The organism is Streptomyces phytophilus (genome assembly GCF_013870535.1).
GTDB classification, from domain to species: Bacteria; Actinomycetota; Actinomycetes; order Streptomycetales; family Streptomycetaceae; genus Streptomyces; species Streptomyces phytophilus.
Window position 1 is genome coordinate 1 of sequence record NZ_JACBXC010000012.1, and the last position, 12,598, is coordinate 12,598.

At 68.7% G+C, this 12,598-nt stretch carries 13 protein-coding genes and 3 pseudogenes; 11 read left to right on the plus strand and 5 right to left on the minus strand.

Translation table 11 applies throughout. From position 1 onward, the window contains the following. The 3 genes from H5J30_RS02120 to H5J30_RS02130 form a co-directional block, all read left to right on the plus strand. Window positions 1–303: N,N-dimethylformamidase beta subunit family domain-containing protein (locus H5J30_RS02120; RefSeq protein ID WP_374100934.1), on the plus strand; the 303-nt coding region annotated here is incomplete at its 5' end. A 2-nt stretch (window positions 304–305) separates the two neighbouring features. Continuing rightward, window positions 306–803, plus strand: a complete 498-nt coding sequence (locus H5J30_RS02125; protein WP_181785427.1) for a pyridoxamine 5'-phosphate oxidase family protein — start codon at window positions 306–308, stop codon at window positions 801–803. After that, complete coding sequence (locus H5J30_RS02130) at window positions 800–1,570, plus strand: enoyl-CoA hydratase-related protein (protein WP_309505396.1); 771 nt, start codon at window positions 800–802, stop codon at window positions 1,568–1,570. The genes H5J30_RS02125 and H5J30_RS02130 overlap by 4 nt, the downstream gene beginning before the upstream one ends. Window positions 1,571–1,896: 326 nt before the next feature. Here H5J30_RS02130 and H5J30_RS02135 read toward each other — a convergent pair whose 3' ends face one another. After that, window positions 1,897–2,646 (minus strand): SDR family NAD(P)-dependent oxidoreductase, encoded by a 750-nt coding sequence (locus tag H5J30_RS02135; RefSeq protein WP_181785428.1) that lies wholly within the window; start codon window positions 2,644–2,646, stop codon window positions 1,897–1,899. Window positions 2,647–2,773: 127 nt separating this feature from the next. On the opposite strand from H5J30_RS02135, the gene H5J30_RS02140 reads away from it, so the two are divergent. Together H5J30_RS02140 and H5J30_RS02145 are read left to right on the plus strand one after the other, a co-directional pair. Then, window positions 2,774–3,208 (plus strand): Rrf2 family transcriptional regulator, encoded by a 435-nt coding sequence (locus tag H5J30_RS02140; protein WP_181785429.1) that lies wholly within the window; start codon window positions 2,774–2,776, stop codon window positions 3,206–3,208. Between the two features lie 163 nt (window positions 3,209–3,371). Then, window positions 3,372–3,830: a hypothetical protein gene (locus tag H5J30_RS02145; RefSeq protein WP_309505397.1), complete on the plus strand. Its 459-nt coding sequence runs from the start codon at window positions 3,372–3,374 to the stop codon at window positions 3,828–3,830. Between the two features lie 133 nt (window positions 3,831–3,963). On the opposite strand, the gene H5J30_RS37355 is transcribed toward H5J30_RS02145, so the two are convergent. Next, window positions 3,964–4,329, minus strand: a complete 366-nt coding sequence (locus tag H5J30_RS37355) for a hypothetical protein (RefSeq protein ID WP_309505400.1) — start codon at window positions 4,327–4,329, stop codon at window positions 3,964–3,966. Between H5J30_RS37355 and H5J30_RS02150 the strand changes: the two genes are divergently transcribed. Both H5J30_RS02150 and H5J30_RS37360 read left to right on the plus strand, forming a co-directional pair. Next, window positions 4,255–4,707, plus strand: coding sequence for a transposase family protein (locus H5J30_RS02150; RefSeq protein ID WP_309505399.1), 453 nt, complete (start codon window positions 4,255–4,257; stop codon window positions 4,705–4,707). The two genes, H5J30_RS37355 and H5J30_RS02150, sit on opposite strands and share 75 nt — an antisense overlap. Before the next feature lie 142 nt (window positions 4,708–4,849). Further along, window positions 4,850–5,050 (plus strand): hypothetical protein, encoded by a 201-nt coding sequence (locus tag H5J30_RS37360; RefSeq protein ID WP_374100936.1) that lies wholly within the window; start codon window positions 4,850–4,852, stop codon window positions 5,048–5,050. Window positions 5,051–5,052: 2 nt separating this feature from the next. On the opposite strand, the pseudogene H5J30_RS37365 reads toward H5J30_RS37360, so the two are convergent. Continuing rightward, a pseudogene (locus tag H5J30_RS37365) lies at window positions 5,053–5,175 on the minus strand (group II intron maturase-specific domain-containing protein); the annotation flags it as partial. A 105-nt stretch (window positions 5,176–5,280) separates the two neighbouring features. Continuing rightward, window positions 5,281–5,730: a hypothetical protein gene (locus H5J30_RS35870; RefSeq protein WP_220188442.1), complete on the minus strand. Its 450-nt coding sequence runs from the start codon at window positions 5,728–5,730 to the stop codon at window positions 5,281–5,283. Between the two features lie 549 nt (window positions 5,731–6,279). Here H5J30_RS35870 and H5J30_RS02165 point away from each other — a divergent pair. Together H5J30_RS02165 and H5J30_RS02170 are read left to right on the plus strand one after the other, a co-directional pair. Then, on the plus strand, window positions 6,280–7,497 hold the full coding sequence (locus tag H5J30_RS02165; RefSeq protein ID WP_181785432.1) for a helix-turn-helix domain-containing protein: 1,218 nt from the start codon (window positions 6,280–6,282) through the stop codon (window positions 7,495–7,497). Between the two features lie 358 nt (window positions 7,498–7,855). Continuing rightward, a complete protein-coding gene (locus H5J30_RS02170) occupies window positions 7,856–8,047 on the plus strand; it encodes a hypothetical protein (protein ID WP_181785444.1) in 192 nt (63 codons plus the stop codon). 19 nt (window positions 8,048–8,066) lie between these two features. Here H5J30_RS02170 and H5J30_RS02175 read toward each other — a convergent pair. Then, a pseudogene (locus H5J30_RS02175) lies at window positions 8,067–9,070 on the minus strand (IS5 family transposase). Between the two features lie 97 nt (window positions 9,071–9,167). Between H5J30_RS02175 and H5J30_RS02180 the strand changes: the two are divergent. Then, window positions 9,168–9,458: pseudogene (locus H5J30_RS02180) on the plus strand (transposase); the annotation flags it as partial. Window positions 9,459–10,211: 753 nt separating this feature from the next. Continuing rightward, the gene (locus H5J30_RS02185) at window positions 10,212–12,500 is read left to right on the plus strand and encodes a tetratricopeptide repeat protein (RefSeq protein WP_181785433.1); all 2,289 of its coding nucleotides are present in this window, start codon (window positions 10,212–10,214) and stop codon (window positions 12,498–12,500) included. The last annotated feature ends 98 nt before the right edge of the window (window positions 12,501–12,598 follow it).

A 12,598-nucleotide genomic window follows, 5' to 3' on the forward strand; every position in this document is an offset into this window, starting at 1 on the left:
GAGGTCGACCGCGCCGACCCCGCCCTCGGCACCCCGCCGCACGCCTTGGTGCTCGCCACCGCCACGGAGTTCCCGGCGCAGCACTGGATGCCCGCGACCGAGGAGGCGCACCGGCCCGACCTCCGCGCCGACATGGCGTTCTTCGAGACCCCCGGCGGCGGCGCGGTCTTCGCCACCGGCTCGATCGCCTGGTGCGGGGCGCTGCCGTACAACGGCTACGCCAACAACGTCTCCACGATCACCCGCAACGTCCTGGACCGCTTCCTGTCGCCCGAGCCCTTCGACCCGCCACCGCTGAGGTAGCCATGACAGAGCAGGACTTCTCGTCCGGGGCAGCCGCCGCGCCGCGCCGGCGCCGCCCGTCCCGTATCGCCATGACCCCCGGGGAACGCGACGCCTTCCTGGCGGCCGGGCGGGTCTGCCGGGTGGCCACCGGCGGCCCGCGCGGGCCCCATGTCAGCCCGCTGTGGTACGTCTGGGACGGCACCGCGCTGTGGCTGTACTCCCTGGTCGACAGCAAGCGCTGGCGGGACCTGGCGGACGACCCGCGGGCCGCGGTGGTCGTCGACGACGGCCACGACTACGGCGAGCTGCGCGGCGTCGAGCTGCGCGGCACGGTCGAGCAGGTCGGCGAGGTGCCGCGTACGGGCGAGCCCGTGCCGGAACTCGCCGTGCCGGAGCGGCTCTTCGGCGAGAAGTACTCCGGCGGAGAACTGCGCCTGGACGGCCGGCACGGCTGGCTGCGTCTCGTCCCGGCGTACGCCGCCGGGTGGGACTTCCGCAAGATGGCCGGCCCCCGGTGACCGCCGGTGGCGCCGATCGGACGGTGCGTACGGAGCGGCACGACCGGGTGCTCGTGGTGCGGATGTGCCGGGAGCACAAACGCAACGCCGTGGACCGCCGGCTCGCAGACGGGCTCGACGCGGCGTTCAACCTCCTGGAGGACGACCCGGAGCTGTGGGCGGGCGTACTCACCGGCTCCGGGGGCGTGTTCAGCGCCGGCAGCGACCTCACCGCCCGGGGCGACTACGTCACCGAGCGCGGCGGCGCGTACGGCCTGATCCGCCGCAGGCGGCGCAAGCCGCTCATCGCAGCCGTCGAGGGGCCGGCGCTCGGCGGCGGCCTGGAGCTGGTCCTCGCCTGCGACCTCGTGGTGGCCTCGGCCACCGCCCGCTTCGGCCTGCCGGAGGTCTCCCGCGGGGTGGTCCCCACCTGCGGCGGCCTCTTCCGCGGCCCGCGGACCCTGCCCGTCAACCTGGCCTGCGAGCTGGTCCTGACCGGCGACCCGATCGACGCCGAGCGTGCCCACTCCGCCGGCCTCGCCAACCGCGTCACCCCCGAAGGCGGCGCCCTCGCGGGGGCGCTGGAGCTGGCCGCGCGGATCTGCGGCAACGCCCCGGCGGCGGTCCAGGCGAGCCTGGCCGCCGTGGACCGCTGCCTGAGCGCTGCCGACGACCTCGGCTGGCGGGCCACGGAGGAGGCCGCGGAGACCGTGCACGCCTCGGCCGACTACACGGAGGGCGTGACGGCCTTCGTGGAGAAGCGCCCGCCCCGCTGGTCCGGCCGCTGACCGGAGAACCCGGCGGCGCGCGGCGCACCCGCCCGCCGATCTGCCCTCGGACACGGAGCGCCTGGTCGCGCCCGCCGATGTACTGGATGCCTTGCCTGATCCGCGTCGCGCGCGCGGCCGCCGCTACCGGCTCGGTGCGCTGCTGGTGCTTTGAGCCTCCGCCAACTTGAAGGGGCAGGTCGAAGGGCTGGTGTGACCCGTACTCGGGGGACTCACCCTGGTCGTGGGCGGCAGTCTGCGGAGAAGATCGTTCGTCAGGAGCCGCTCTCCTTGGTGCGCGCCCCGAAGTCGCGATGTCCTCCGGGGCGCGCTGCAGGGGTTCGGGTTCAGGCGTTGTAGCCACCGTGGGCGTCCAGCACTGCGCCCGTGACGTACGACGCGGCGGGGCTGGCCAGAAAGGCGATCGCCGCGGCGATTTCGTCGGGGTGCCCCAGGCGTTGCATGGACAGCGAGCTGACCAGGGTCTTGAGGGTCTCGGGGTCCGGCGCTTCCATGCCGCCGTCCATGATTCCGGCCTCCACGACGTTGGCCGTGATGTCCCGGGGCCCGAGGTCTCGTGCGACCCCCATGGTGTACCTCTCGATCCCTGACTTGGTCGCCGCGTAGTCGGCAGCTCCCGGGACACCGACCCGGGAGCCCACTCCGGAACTCACCGTGACGATGCGGCCGCCCGCGCGAAGTACTCGGGAGGCGGCCCGGATGACGGCGATCACGCCGAGGTAGTTGGTGGCGTGCATCCGGTCCAGTGCGGCAGTGTCGGCGGCAGGGTCGTCCACCGTGCCACCCGCGGTGATCGCCGCGTTGTTGACGAGGATGTCCAGGCCGCCGAAGTGCGCGACCACGTCGTCGATCAGCGCCGGCGCCCGACTCATGTCCGCCTGGTCGGACTTGAAGGCGACGGCCTTGGCTCCCTTGCCGCGCACCTCGTCGACGACGGCCTGCGCCTTCTTCTCGGAGCTGACATAGGTGAACGCGACGTCGGCGCCCTGCTCGGCCAGCAGTCGTACCGTCGCGGCTCCGAGTCCGCGCGACCCCCCGGTGACCAGGGCGGCCTTGCCCGTGAGTGGCTTGCTCATTCTTCTCACCTCGTTGATTGGCCCTTCTCGACAGTCGCAACGCTAATTGTTACGACAGGCTGTTGCAACCTTAACTGTTACGACTCTGCTGTCGTAACATGAAGCATTGCGACCGACGGGAGGGATCATGAGCGCCAATAGCAGGCTGACCATCGCCGCCCACGCGCTGGCCTGGATCGGCCTCTACCAGCGCCAGGGCCACGAGGTCGCCACCTCCGAGCAGATCGCGACCAGCGCGAACACCAACCCCGTAGTGATCAGACGGCTGCTCGGCGAGCTGCGCAGGGCCGGGCTCGTGGAGTCCCGGCGGGGCGTGGGCGCGGGCTGGTCGCTGGCGCGCGAGCTGGAGTCGATGACCCTGCTCGACGTGTACGAGGCAGTGGAACCCGGCCCGCTGTTCGCGATGCACCGCACCACCCCGGACCAGGGATGCGTGGTGGGTCACGGCATCCAGCCGGCGATGCAGGGTATCTACGAGGGCATCGAGGAGACCCTGAGACACGAGCTGGCCCGCGTCACGCTTGAGAACGTACTTTCGGACGTACTAGCGGCACCTCGCTAGCCTCCCCGTTACGCCCTGACATCGCCAAGATCCCCATCCATGCCCAGACCAGTGAATAGCCTGGCAACCAGTCACGCCAAAGACGGTTGCGCCATCTCTCGCTCCAGGAGCAGCTTCTCGGTTCGCACTCACCGTGACCGGGCGGCCTTCTAGGATCCGGTGCATGCTGGATCCCGAGCTGCTGGAGCGGATCACCGCGCGGCGCGCGGAGCTGGACGAACTCGAAGAACAGCTGGCCAAGCAGCCGGCGGAGGTGCGGGCTGAGCGGGACGCGCTCGCCGTCGCGGAGCGGGTCCTTGAGCGGATGAGCGAACAGCTCGCCGACGAGCGCGCCTCTGTCGCGGCGGCGCCCGGACAGGTGGGCGGACGTGCGGTGATGCTGATCCCGCACCGCACCTCAGGCGTGGAGGAGACCACCCTTCCGCCGGACTACCAGCGCATTCTCGCCGCCGTGCGGCAGGCCGCCGGTCCGGTCATGGCCCGGCAGGTCGGCACGCGCAGGGAATCGACGTCAGCGTGCGGGGCAAGCTGGAGCCGCTGCGTGGGAAGCTGGTCAGACTCGTCGATCGCGGCTGGCTACGCAAACTACCCGATGGCCGGTTCACCACCCGCTGTGACCTGATCTGCCGTCTGCGGCAGCGCGGCGCTGGCGTAACCGGGGTGCCCCCGGCGGCCGTTGGAATTGTGTGACGAAAACCGAAAAGCACGCCGAGGACACCTGCCCGCTTGTCTACCAGTGCCGTCTGCCGCTGTCCTCACGCACCGTCAACCACCTCGCCGATCTGCTGCGACGTCACCTGAAAGTGATCCGGTCCAGGTGGCGGATCCTGCCGCCCGGGAAGATCGCGGTGATCGTCCTGGCCGTGCTGCGCCACGATCAGTGCCTGGCCGACATGGCAGGGCGGAAACAACGTGTCCGAGTCGACCGTCCGCCGCTGGCGCGACGAGCTGATCGCCCTGCTCGCCGCGCAGACGCCGCGCCTGGATCGCACCCTGAAGAAGGTCGCCAGGCAGGGCGGGGAGGTGGTCTTGATCGACGGCACCTCATCGCCACCCAGCGCCGCACCGGAAAGGCCGAGCGGCGAAACTACTCCGGCAAACACCACCATCACGGCCTGCACTTCCTCGCCCTGACCGACGAGAGGGGTCGGCTGATCTGGATATCCGCCGCCAGGCCCGGCCGCACCCCACGACAACACCGCCGCCCGCCAGAATCACCTCCTGGCCCACCTGCGCGCCGCCGGCCTCGGGGCCCTGGCGGACCTCGGCTTCCGCGGCCTGGACAGCGACGTACGCAATCCCGTGATCACCACCGGCTTCCACTCCAGCCGCACCCACAAGCTCACCCCCGGCCAGAAGACCGCCAACCGCGTCATCGCCGTCGGCCGCGCACCGGTCGAACACGGCTTCGCCCCACCTCAAGAACTGGCGGATCCTCACCAAGCTCCGCACCAATCCCGCTCGCGCCACCCACCTCCTGCGCGCCCTGCTTGCTCTGACAAACCTCGAAGTCAGCCGCAGACGGACGATCTACTCCGCAGACTGCCGCCGACGACCAGCGTGAGCACCCCCAGAGCCGGTCACACCAGCCCTTTGACCTGCGCCTTCGAGTTGACGGAGGCTCTTTGCACCACCGCGGTCTTGGCAGGCGCCGCCTCCCTCGCAGCGATCAGCCGCTTCGCCGCCGGCCTGGATCCGCGGCTGCGTCACCGGATCGGCCCGGTCCACGCCGTCCCGCGCGCCTGCACCCTGGGCCGGCTGCTGGCCCGCCTGGACGGTGACGCCCTGGACGCCGCCGTGGGTTTGCGGCGCAGCAAGTTTCCGACCCGGCGCCAGGTGTAGTAGCGCAGGTTGGCGAAGGTGCGGCTGGACACGCTAGGCCGGAAGTAGACGCACCAGCCCTTGAGCGCCGGGTTGAGCTGACGCAGTAGGGTATCGAGCGGCTGGCTCCTGTCAGTCGTCCACATCGTCCTGACCTTGCCGGTGATGGCCTTGAAATCTTGCTGGACGTATGTCGCCGTCGCCGCGGTGGCGCTGGGGCGGAGGCAGATGCCGTCGAAGGACTCAACCGATCAGTACAGGCCCTCGACGGCGGCGGTCGCAGTGTCCTGGAATTCCGTTACGGGGGCGCGGTCGAAGTCGTTCATGTCACTCCAGCGGACGACTGTGACGGCGTCGCCGTCGCGACCCACCGCGAGCAGGACGACGCTGCTGTCGCCCTGGGGCACAGATGTGTGCAGCCCATGGACGCGGGCACCGTCCTCGACGGAGAGTGTGCCGTAGTCCCGGTACTCCGCAATGGCGCCGGGGTACTTCTCCTCGTACTCGCTTGCACACCGCTCGATCGCCTGGTCCAGGAGCGCTGCCAGTTCGGCGGCGGCGGACTCGTCACCCGGTACGGCGATGATCTGGTTAGCGTAGATGGTCAGCTCGGTCCGGAACTCGCGGTGCTGTGTGGCGGGCCCGTCCGGCAGCAGCCCCTCCAGGCAGAAGGGCGGGGACTCTGGGAGGCCGGCGGTCACCGCATCGGCAGTCCAGGGAAACTCGGGGTCCTGTGGCAGGTCGCTTGTCTCAAGGAACCCCGGACTCGCAGCCTTCGAGGTTTCCTCAGCGTTCTCGGTGGCGGTGGTGTCCCCTGCGTCCGACTGATCGGACTGGTCAGCTTGATCCGACGAGTCCGGCAGGGCCGACGAGTCCGACGGGGCCGACGCCGAGGCGCCGGGGGCGTCTGAGCCGTCATTGGTCTCCGCCGCGTCGGAGGCACTGCAGGACAGGGTGGCGGCGACCAGGGCCAGCGCGAAGCCGCTGAGGGTCGCGGCCTTCGCACGGCGGCCGGGACGGCGGGCGTGAGCGGTCATGTGGTGGTCCCCCTGGTGTGAGAGGTGCGGATGGTGTGGATGTGAGAACGCCAGGAGACTGCGTGACGGCGGTGCGGCGGGACAACCTCGCCGCCCGAATCCGGGACGATAGAACGCCGTTCGCGCCGCTGACCGGGGCGTTCGTGAGGGCGGCGGAACGCCGTTTCCGGGCGTGTGGGAGGGTGACGGTCCACACGCGAGCGGGGAGTTACGGTGAAGCCGACGAGAAGGGCGCGGGAAGTTGAGGACTTCGCCGCGTACCTGAGTCGCGTCAAGGAGCGCGGCGGGCAGAGTTACGGATCTTTGGCCCGGCGGTTGAACGTCAGTGCTTCCACGCTGCACCGCTACTGCTCCGGTGAGGCGGTGCCGGCGGACTTCGCACTGCTGGAGCGCCTCGCCCAGATGTGCAAGGCGACACCGGAGGAGCGACTGGAACTCCACCGGACGTGGCTGGCCGCGACACAGGCCCGCCGGATGCCGGAGCGCGGGCCCGCCGACCCCGAGCCCGCGGACCCCGAGCCCGCGCCACGACGGCCGCGCGGCCGCCGCTCCAGGTACGTCGCCGTGGCTATGGCGGCGGGCGTCATCGCCGTCGTGGTGATGCTGGCCGCGCTCATGAGTCCCGACCCGGCCGGTGACCCCAACCCGGACCCGAACCCTGACGTGGAATCGTCCGAGGATCGGGATCTGGCCGGGGACCCAGACCCAGACCCGGACGCGTCCGAGGATCAGGCCCCGGCCGAGAACCCGAGCCCGGATGTGGACGCCCCTGAGGATCGGGATCTGGACGCGGGTCAGGGGCAGGAGGACGCGCCGGCACCGCTGGACTGGACGGTGGACTCGCACGTCTGGCAGAGCGGCTGCTCCCACCGATACCTCATCGACCGCCCGGCCGGCGAGGTGCCCGCGCCCCCCGCGCAGCAGGACGCGAAGGCGTGGGCGGAGTCGCTGGGCGCGGTGCACGGCGGACAGACGCTGGTGCGGGTCACCGTCCAGGGCCGCGACTCGGCGGCCGTCGTGCTGGAGGCGTTACGGGTCCGGGTGGCCGAACGTGCCGCTCCCGCCCAGGGGAACGTCTTCAGCATGGATATCGGTTGCGGCGGCGCGGTCGTCCCGCGCGCCTTCGAGGTGGACCTTGACGCCGATCGCCCGCTTGCCCTGTCCCGGCCCGGCAGCGACGAGAACGGCGAGATCCCCGCCGTGACCTTTCCCTACGCCGTCTCCGTCAGCGAGCCCGAGGTCCTGCTGGTCACCGCCGACACCATGGCGTGCGCCTGCGACTGGTACCTGGAGCTGGAGTGGTCCAGCCAGGGCCGCTCCAGCACAGTCCGCATCGACGACGGCGGACGCCCCTTCCGCACCAGCAGCGTCGACGGGCTCCCGCAGTACGACTACTGGGGATCCGACGACAACTGGACCCCGAGTGAGTAAGCCTTAGAGGGCGTTTGAACAGGCAGATGGCGCCGGAAAGTCCGCACCGAGGTCATCGAACGCGTCCTGGCCGCGATGGCCGACGCCTGAGTCATGCCGGAGCCGTCGCCTACCTGGTGGGTACCTTCCGTGTGGTCGATGAGGGAAGCTGGGGTTCGTGCGGCGGCGTTCTGTCCGTCCTATACCTCCTCGGCAGCGGCGTGTTGCCGGCTCACGGCCATGTTGTCGCGCGGGAGGTAGCGGAAGACATAGACGCCCTCGGCCTCATCGGCCTCGAATTCGATCGGATGCACGGCGCCAACCTGGCCGCCGTCCCTTCGCCGACACCCCACGATTAACGCCTGTCGACGCTCCCCAGATGGAGAAGGCTTCGCGGATGCTTGCGCGGGCGGCGAAGGTGCTGTTCGAGGAACTGGAGCTGGTCGAGGAGCACGGGACGGACGTGGACGTGGCAGCGCTTTGGGCGGCGCTGGAGGAAGTCGCCCCGCGCGCCGCCGTGATGACCGCCGCGGCCACGGTGGTCGCGCTGGTGCCCGAGGACGAGGGCTAGGGCCTGTGTGATGTCGTGATCAATCGGCTGTTCGCAGCAGTTCGTCGATCCAGATCATGGAGGCACGGAGTTCGAGGCCGGCGAGGTAGCTCTCGGGCGTCTTGTCGAAGCGTGTGGCGATGCCGCGCCAGTCCTTCAGCCGGTTGATCAGGCGCTCGACGGCGTTTCGTTCCTTGTAGAGGTCGGCGTCGTGGCTGACGGGCCTGCCGCCTCGGCTGCCCTTCTTCTTGCGGTTGGCGGCCTGGTCCTCCTTCTCCGGGATGACTGCCTTGATACAGCGTTTTCGCAGGTAGGCGCGGTTGGCGCGGGACGAGTAAGCCTTGTCCGCGGCGACCGTGCCCGGCCGGGTGCGGGGCCGGCCGACCGGCAGACGCACACGGATCTTCTTCAGCACGGGGATGAACTGCGGGCTGTCCGCGGCCTGCCCGGTGGTCAAAACGAACGACAATGGCCGGCGCTTCCGGTCCGCAGCGAGGTGAATCTTGCTGGTCAGCCCACCGCGTGACCTTCCGAGCAGAGCCTCCTTCAGGCGGAGTCTGCGTCGCTGGCGGACGCGTCGGCGCTCTTCCCGTTCAGGCTCGTCTCCGCCATCCCGCCCGTTCTGTTCCGCCTCGCGGCCCCCTTTTGCCGGGCCTTCTCCTGCTCTGCGGCGGCTTCCTCAAGAGCCTCCATGACGTCCGCGCCGACGAGCATCCCGGCGGCGTCGTGGTGAGCGCGGGCGGTCGTGGAGTCCACGCTGACCAGGGACAAGTCCACCGTGCCCTGGCGCGCGGCCTCGGCGATCAGGCCCTCCAACAGGGCAGTGAAGACACCGGCGTCCCGCCACACCCGGAAGCGTCCGTAGACGGTCGGCCAGGGCCCGAACCCGCCCGGCATCTCACGCCACTGCGCGCTTGTCCTGAACCGCCAGATCACCCCCTCGAACTGATCCCGCAACCGCTCGGGATACGGGCCGTACTCACCTATCGGGAGGTACGGCTCGATCAACTTCCATTGCTCATCGGTGAGTTGCCTGCGCGTCACGAACGACTCCCTACCGGATACGCCCCCCGGGCGGAACGGAACCGCAAGGATTGATCACGACATCACACAAGCCCTAGTTGCGCACCCACGGCGTCACGCGCTGAAGACGATCCGCACCGCCCCCGGGCGGCGCCCCGATCTACATCATCCTGGACAACCTCTCCGCCCACACCGGTGCCAACATCCTCGCTGGGCGAAGAAGAACATGGTCAAGCTGTGCTTCACCCCGACCTACGCATCCTGGGCCAACCCGATCGAGGCCCACTTCGGGCCGCTGCGGCAGTTCACTCTGGCCAACTCCCACCACCGCAGCCACCCCGCGCAGACCCGGGCCCTGCACCGCTACCTGCGCTGGCGCAACGCCAACGCCCGCCACCCCGATGTCCTGCAGCGGGCCTACCGGCTCGTCGGCTTCCGGCTCCGGCGCCTGCACTGTGGCGGTGGACGTCTTGGAGAAGGCGCCGGCAGCGGTCACCGTAGAGACCGCGAACTCCTGGCGGCTGCCCTCGGGCCGCAGGGGGCGGGCCCAGTGTGCAGGTCTGCGCGCAGATCGCGGCTGGCACGTCCATCTGCGATCGGCCGTCGTTGATCCGGTAGCGGCTGATCCTCTTCACCGGCTGCCATTGCAACCGGACGCGCCCGTCCTGTACGGCCGCGGACAACGTCGGCATCCGGATCGACGGGTCCAGTTCGGCCTGCTGACCGCCGTCACCCCTGCGGGGATCGGTGGCCTTCTCCCAGAAATCGCCGCTGGAGCACGAGGCCAGTAACACCATGACGCCGGGGACGCTCGTCAGCGCGCGTACCGATCTTCCCTGCACCGCACACCTGTTCCCTCCTCCCCGTGGCCAACGTCGGCGCCGCCGACCATACCCAGCCCCACCGACCACAGAAAGCCAAGGTGAGGCCCTTGCCGGACGAATTGTCTTCCGGTGCAGGTAGTGCGATCAGAATGTGCCGCAAGAGGCGACTCACCTCAGGGATGCGAAGTGACGCATATGCTGAGAGGGTATGGCTGGAAGTCCTCGGGGGGCAGCGGCGAATGGAATTTCAATAGCGAGTCGTGGTCACCCCAAGCTTGATCACGGCGGAGATCACCCCCACACGGTTGGGACACCACTCAGTCATTCGGGATAGCACAGTGGACAGGGAAAAAGCCTCGTTCGGTCAGGCTCTGCGGCAGATGAGGAGGGCGCAGGGGCTCTCCCTACGGGCCCTGGCGGCACGTGCGGCCTATAGCCCGGGCTGGCTGAGTCGAGTCGAGAATGAACTAGTTGAACCCACCGTCGAGTTGGCGCAGGTCTGCGACGAGGCACTGGAGGCCGGCGGCCGGCTGTACCAGCTGGCGCTCCGGACGCAGGAGGAGGATCCGCGCGAGTGGGCGCCCCGTCCGGCCCAGCTCCCGCCGGGCGCCGGCCCGGGGTTCGTTGGCCGCACGAGAGAACTGACGCAACTCGACTGGCACCTCGACCGAGCAGAGCACGCCGGGACCGTGATGATCACGGTGATCGACGGGCCGCCGGGAGCGGGCAAGACGGCGCTGGCGGTTCGGTGGGCCCATCAGGTGAACCACCGCTTCCCCGACGGAGTCCTCTTCACCGATCTGGGAGGGTTCTCCCCGGCAGAGCAGCGGGCGACCCCGCATGGGGTTCTGGAGAACTTCCTCGCCGCCCTCGGTGTTCCTGCACGATCCATCCCTCCGGGCATCGAGCAACGTGGAGCGTTGCTGAGGAGCCTCGTACACGGACGCCGCATTCTGATCGTTGCCGATAACGCCGCCGACAACTCGCAGGTCAGACCGCTGCTACTCGGGGCCCCCGGCTGTGCCGTGGTCGTCACCAGCCGCAGACGACTCACCGAGCTGGCCGTGCACGACAGCGCGGCCCGCGTTGCCCTTGGACCCATGCCTTCGGAGGAATCCGTTGTGCTCTTGAGCGCGGCGATAGGGGCCCGTGCCGACGGCGAGCCGCACGCGACCCGTCAACTGGCGCAGCGGTGCGCGCACTTGCCCCTGGCGCTACGGATTGCCGCCGAGAGGCTCGCCGCCCACCCGCAGATGCGAGTGTCCGATCTTGTTGCAGACCTTACGGGCGGTGCGCACCGGCTGGACGCCTTGGCGACGGATCAGGTGACGGTTCGCACAGCGATATCCTGGTCGTATCGCCAATTGGCGTATGAGGATCCTGAGACCGCCCGCCTCTTCAGACTACTGAGCTTGCTACCAGAGCGCGTCACCGTCGATGCCGTCGTCGCGGCGTCCGGCCAACCCCAATCAGAGGTGCACCAGCGCCTTGAGCGACTGGAAGCGATGCACCTGATCGAGGTGGGCACTGGCGAAAGCTGGATCATGCACGAACTTCTGCGATCGTACGCCAGGAACATGACCGTGGAAGAGGATTCCCCGTACGACAGGGCTGCGATAATTCGCCGTATGGTGGAATGGTATGTGCACACCGCAGACTCGGCGCACAAAGCCCTGTCGCCGAACTGGCATCGCCAACCTCTCGCGGAGGCAAATAAGCTTGATGACAACCGCCTGGCTTTTGACAGTTCAGCGCAGGCAAGCAGATGGTTCGACGCGCAGGCGGAAAACTTCGTACCAGTCGTCAGGATCGCTGCGGAATATCGATTACCCGGTGCATGGGAGCTGCCACTTCGACTGTCTGCATGGGCAATGCGCCGTCGGTCGTGGAGCATCTGCAAGGCCGCGTACGAGGTAGCTCTTCAGGCTGTCCGCGATGTCGGCGAACGAAGGGTTGAAGCATGGCTGGTCGGGCATCTCGCCTGTGTTCACAGCCACTTGGGTGACGACGCGCGAGCACAGGAACTGTGGAGGTGTGGACAGGAACTGTACGAGGAAGTGGGTGATGTTCGGGGACTCGCCTGGACGGTCGCCGGCCTCGGTCTCGTAGCAGTTCAACGCGGGGAAGCAGAAAGTGCGCGGGCACGCTTCCATGAGGCTGTCGAAATCTTCAGCGAAATCGGGGACGACCTGGGAGCGGCAGCTGCTCGGGGGTACCTGGGGGAGTCCATGGCGCGTTTAGGACGCCACTCAGAAGCAGTGCACCACTTGACCAAAGCGCTGAGTGACTTCGAGGAGATGGATGAGCGATACGGTCAGGGCATGGTGCTGATGCAATGGGCGCACGTGGCACACGCTCAAGGTGATCTACACCGATCAGAATACTTGCTGGCGCAGTCTCTCAGCATCTGCCGGGACGCCGAGGACGCCTGGGGAGAGGCAGAAGCCCTGGCCAAGCAAGGCCACCTAGCCCTGCTGCACGGTGAAAGGCAAGAAACCCGAGCAACGTGGCGGCGAGCATTGGACAGCTTTGAGGAACTCGACGAACCGCGCGCACAGGTCATGCGCGAGAAACTCCAAGCCCTGTCCAGCATAGAGACCATCGATTCACGGTTTCGCGCTTCATAGCTATCACCACAGCAGATGAACTCACGCCGCACTGACTTTCTGTAGTTTCGCGACATGGGTCGGCCGTGCCGTGGACGCAACAGCGCACTGTCTGAACT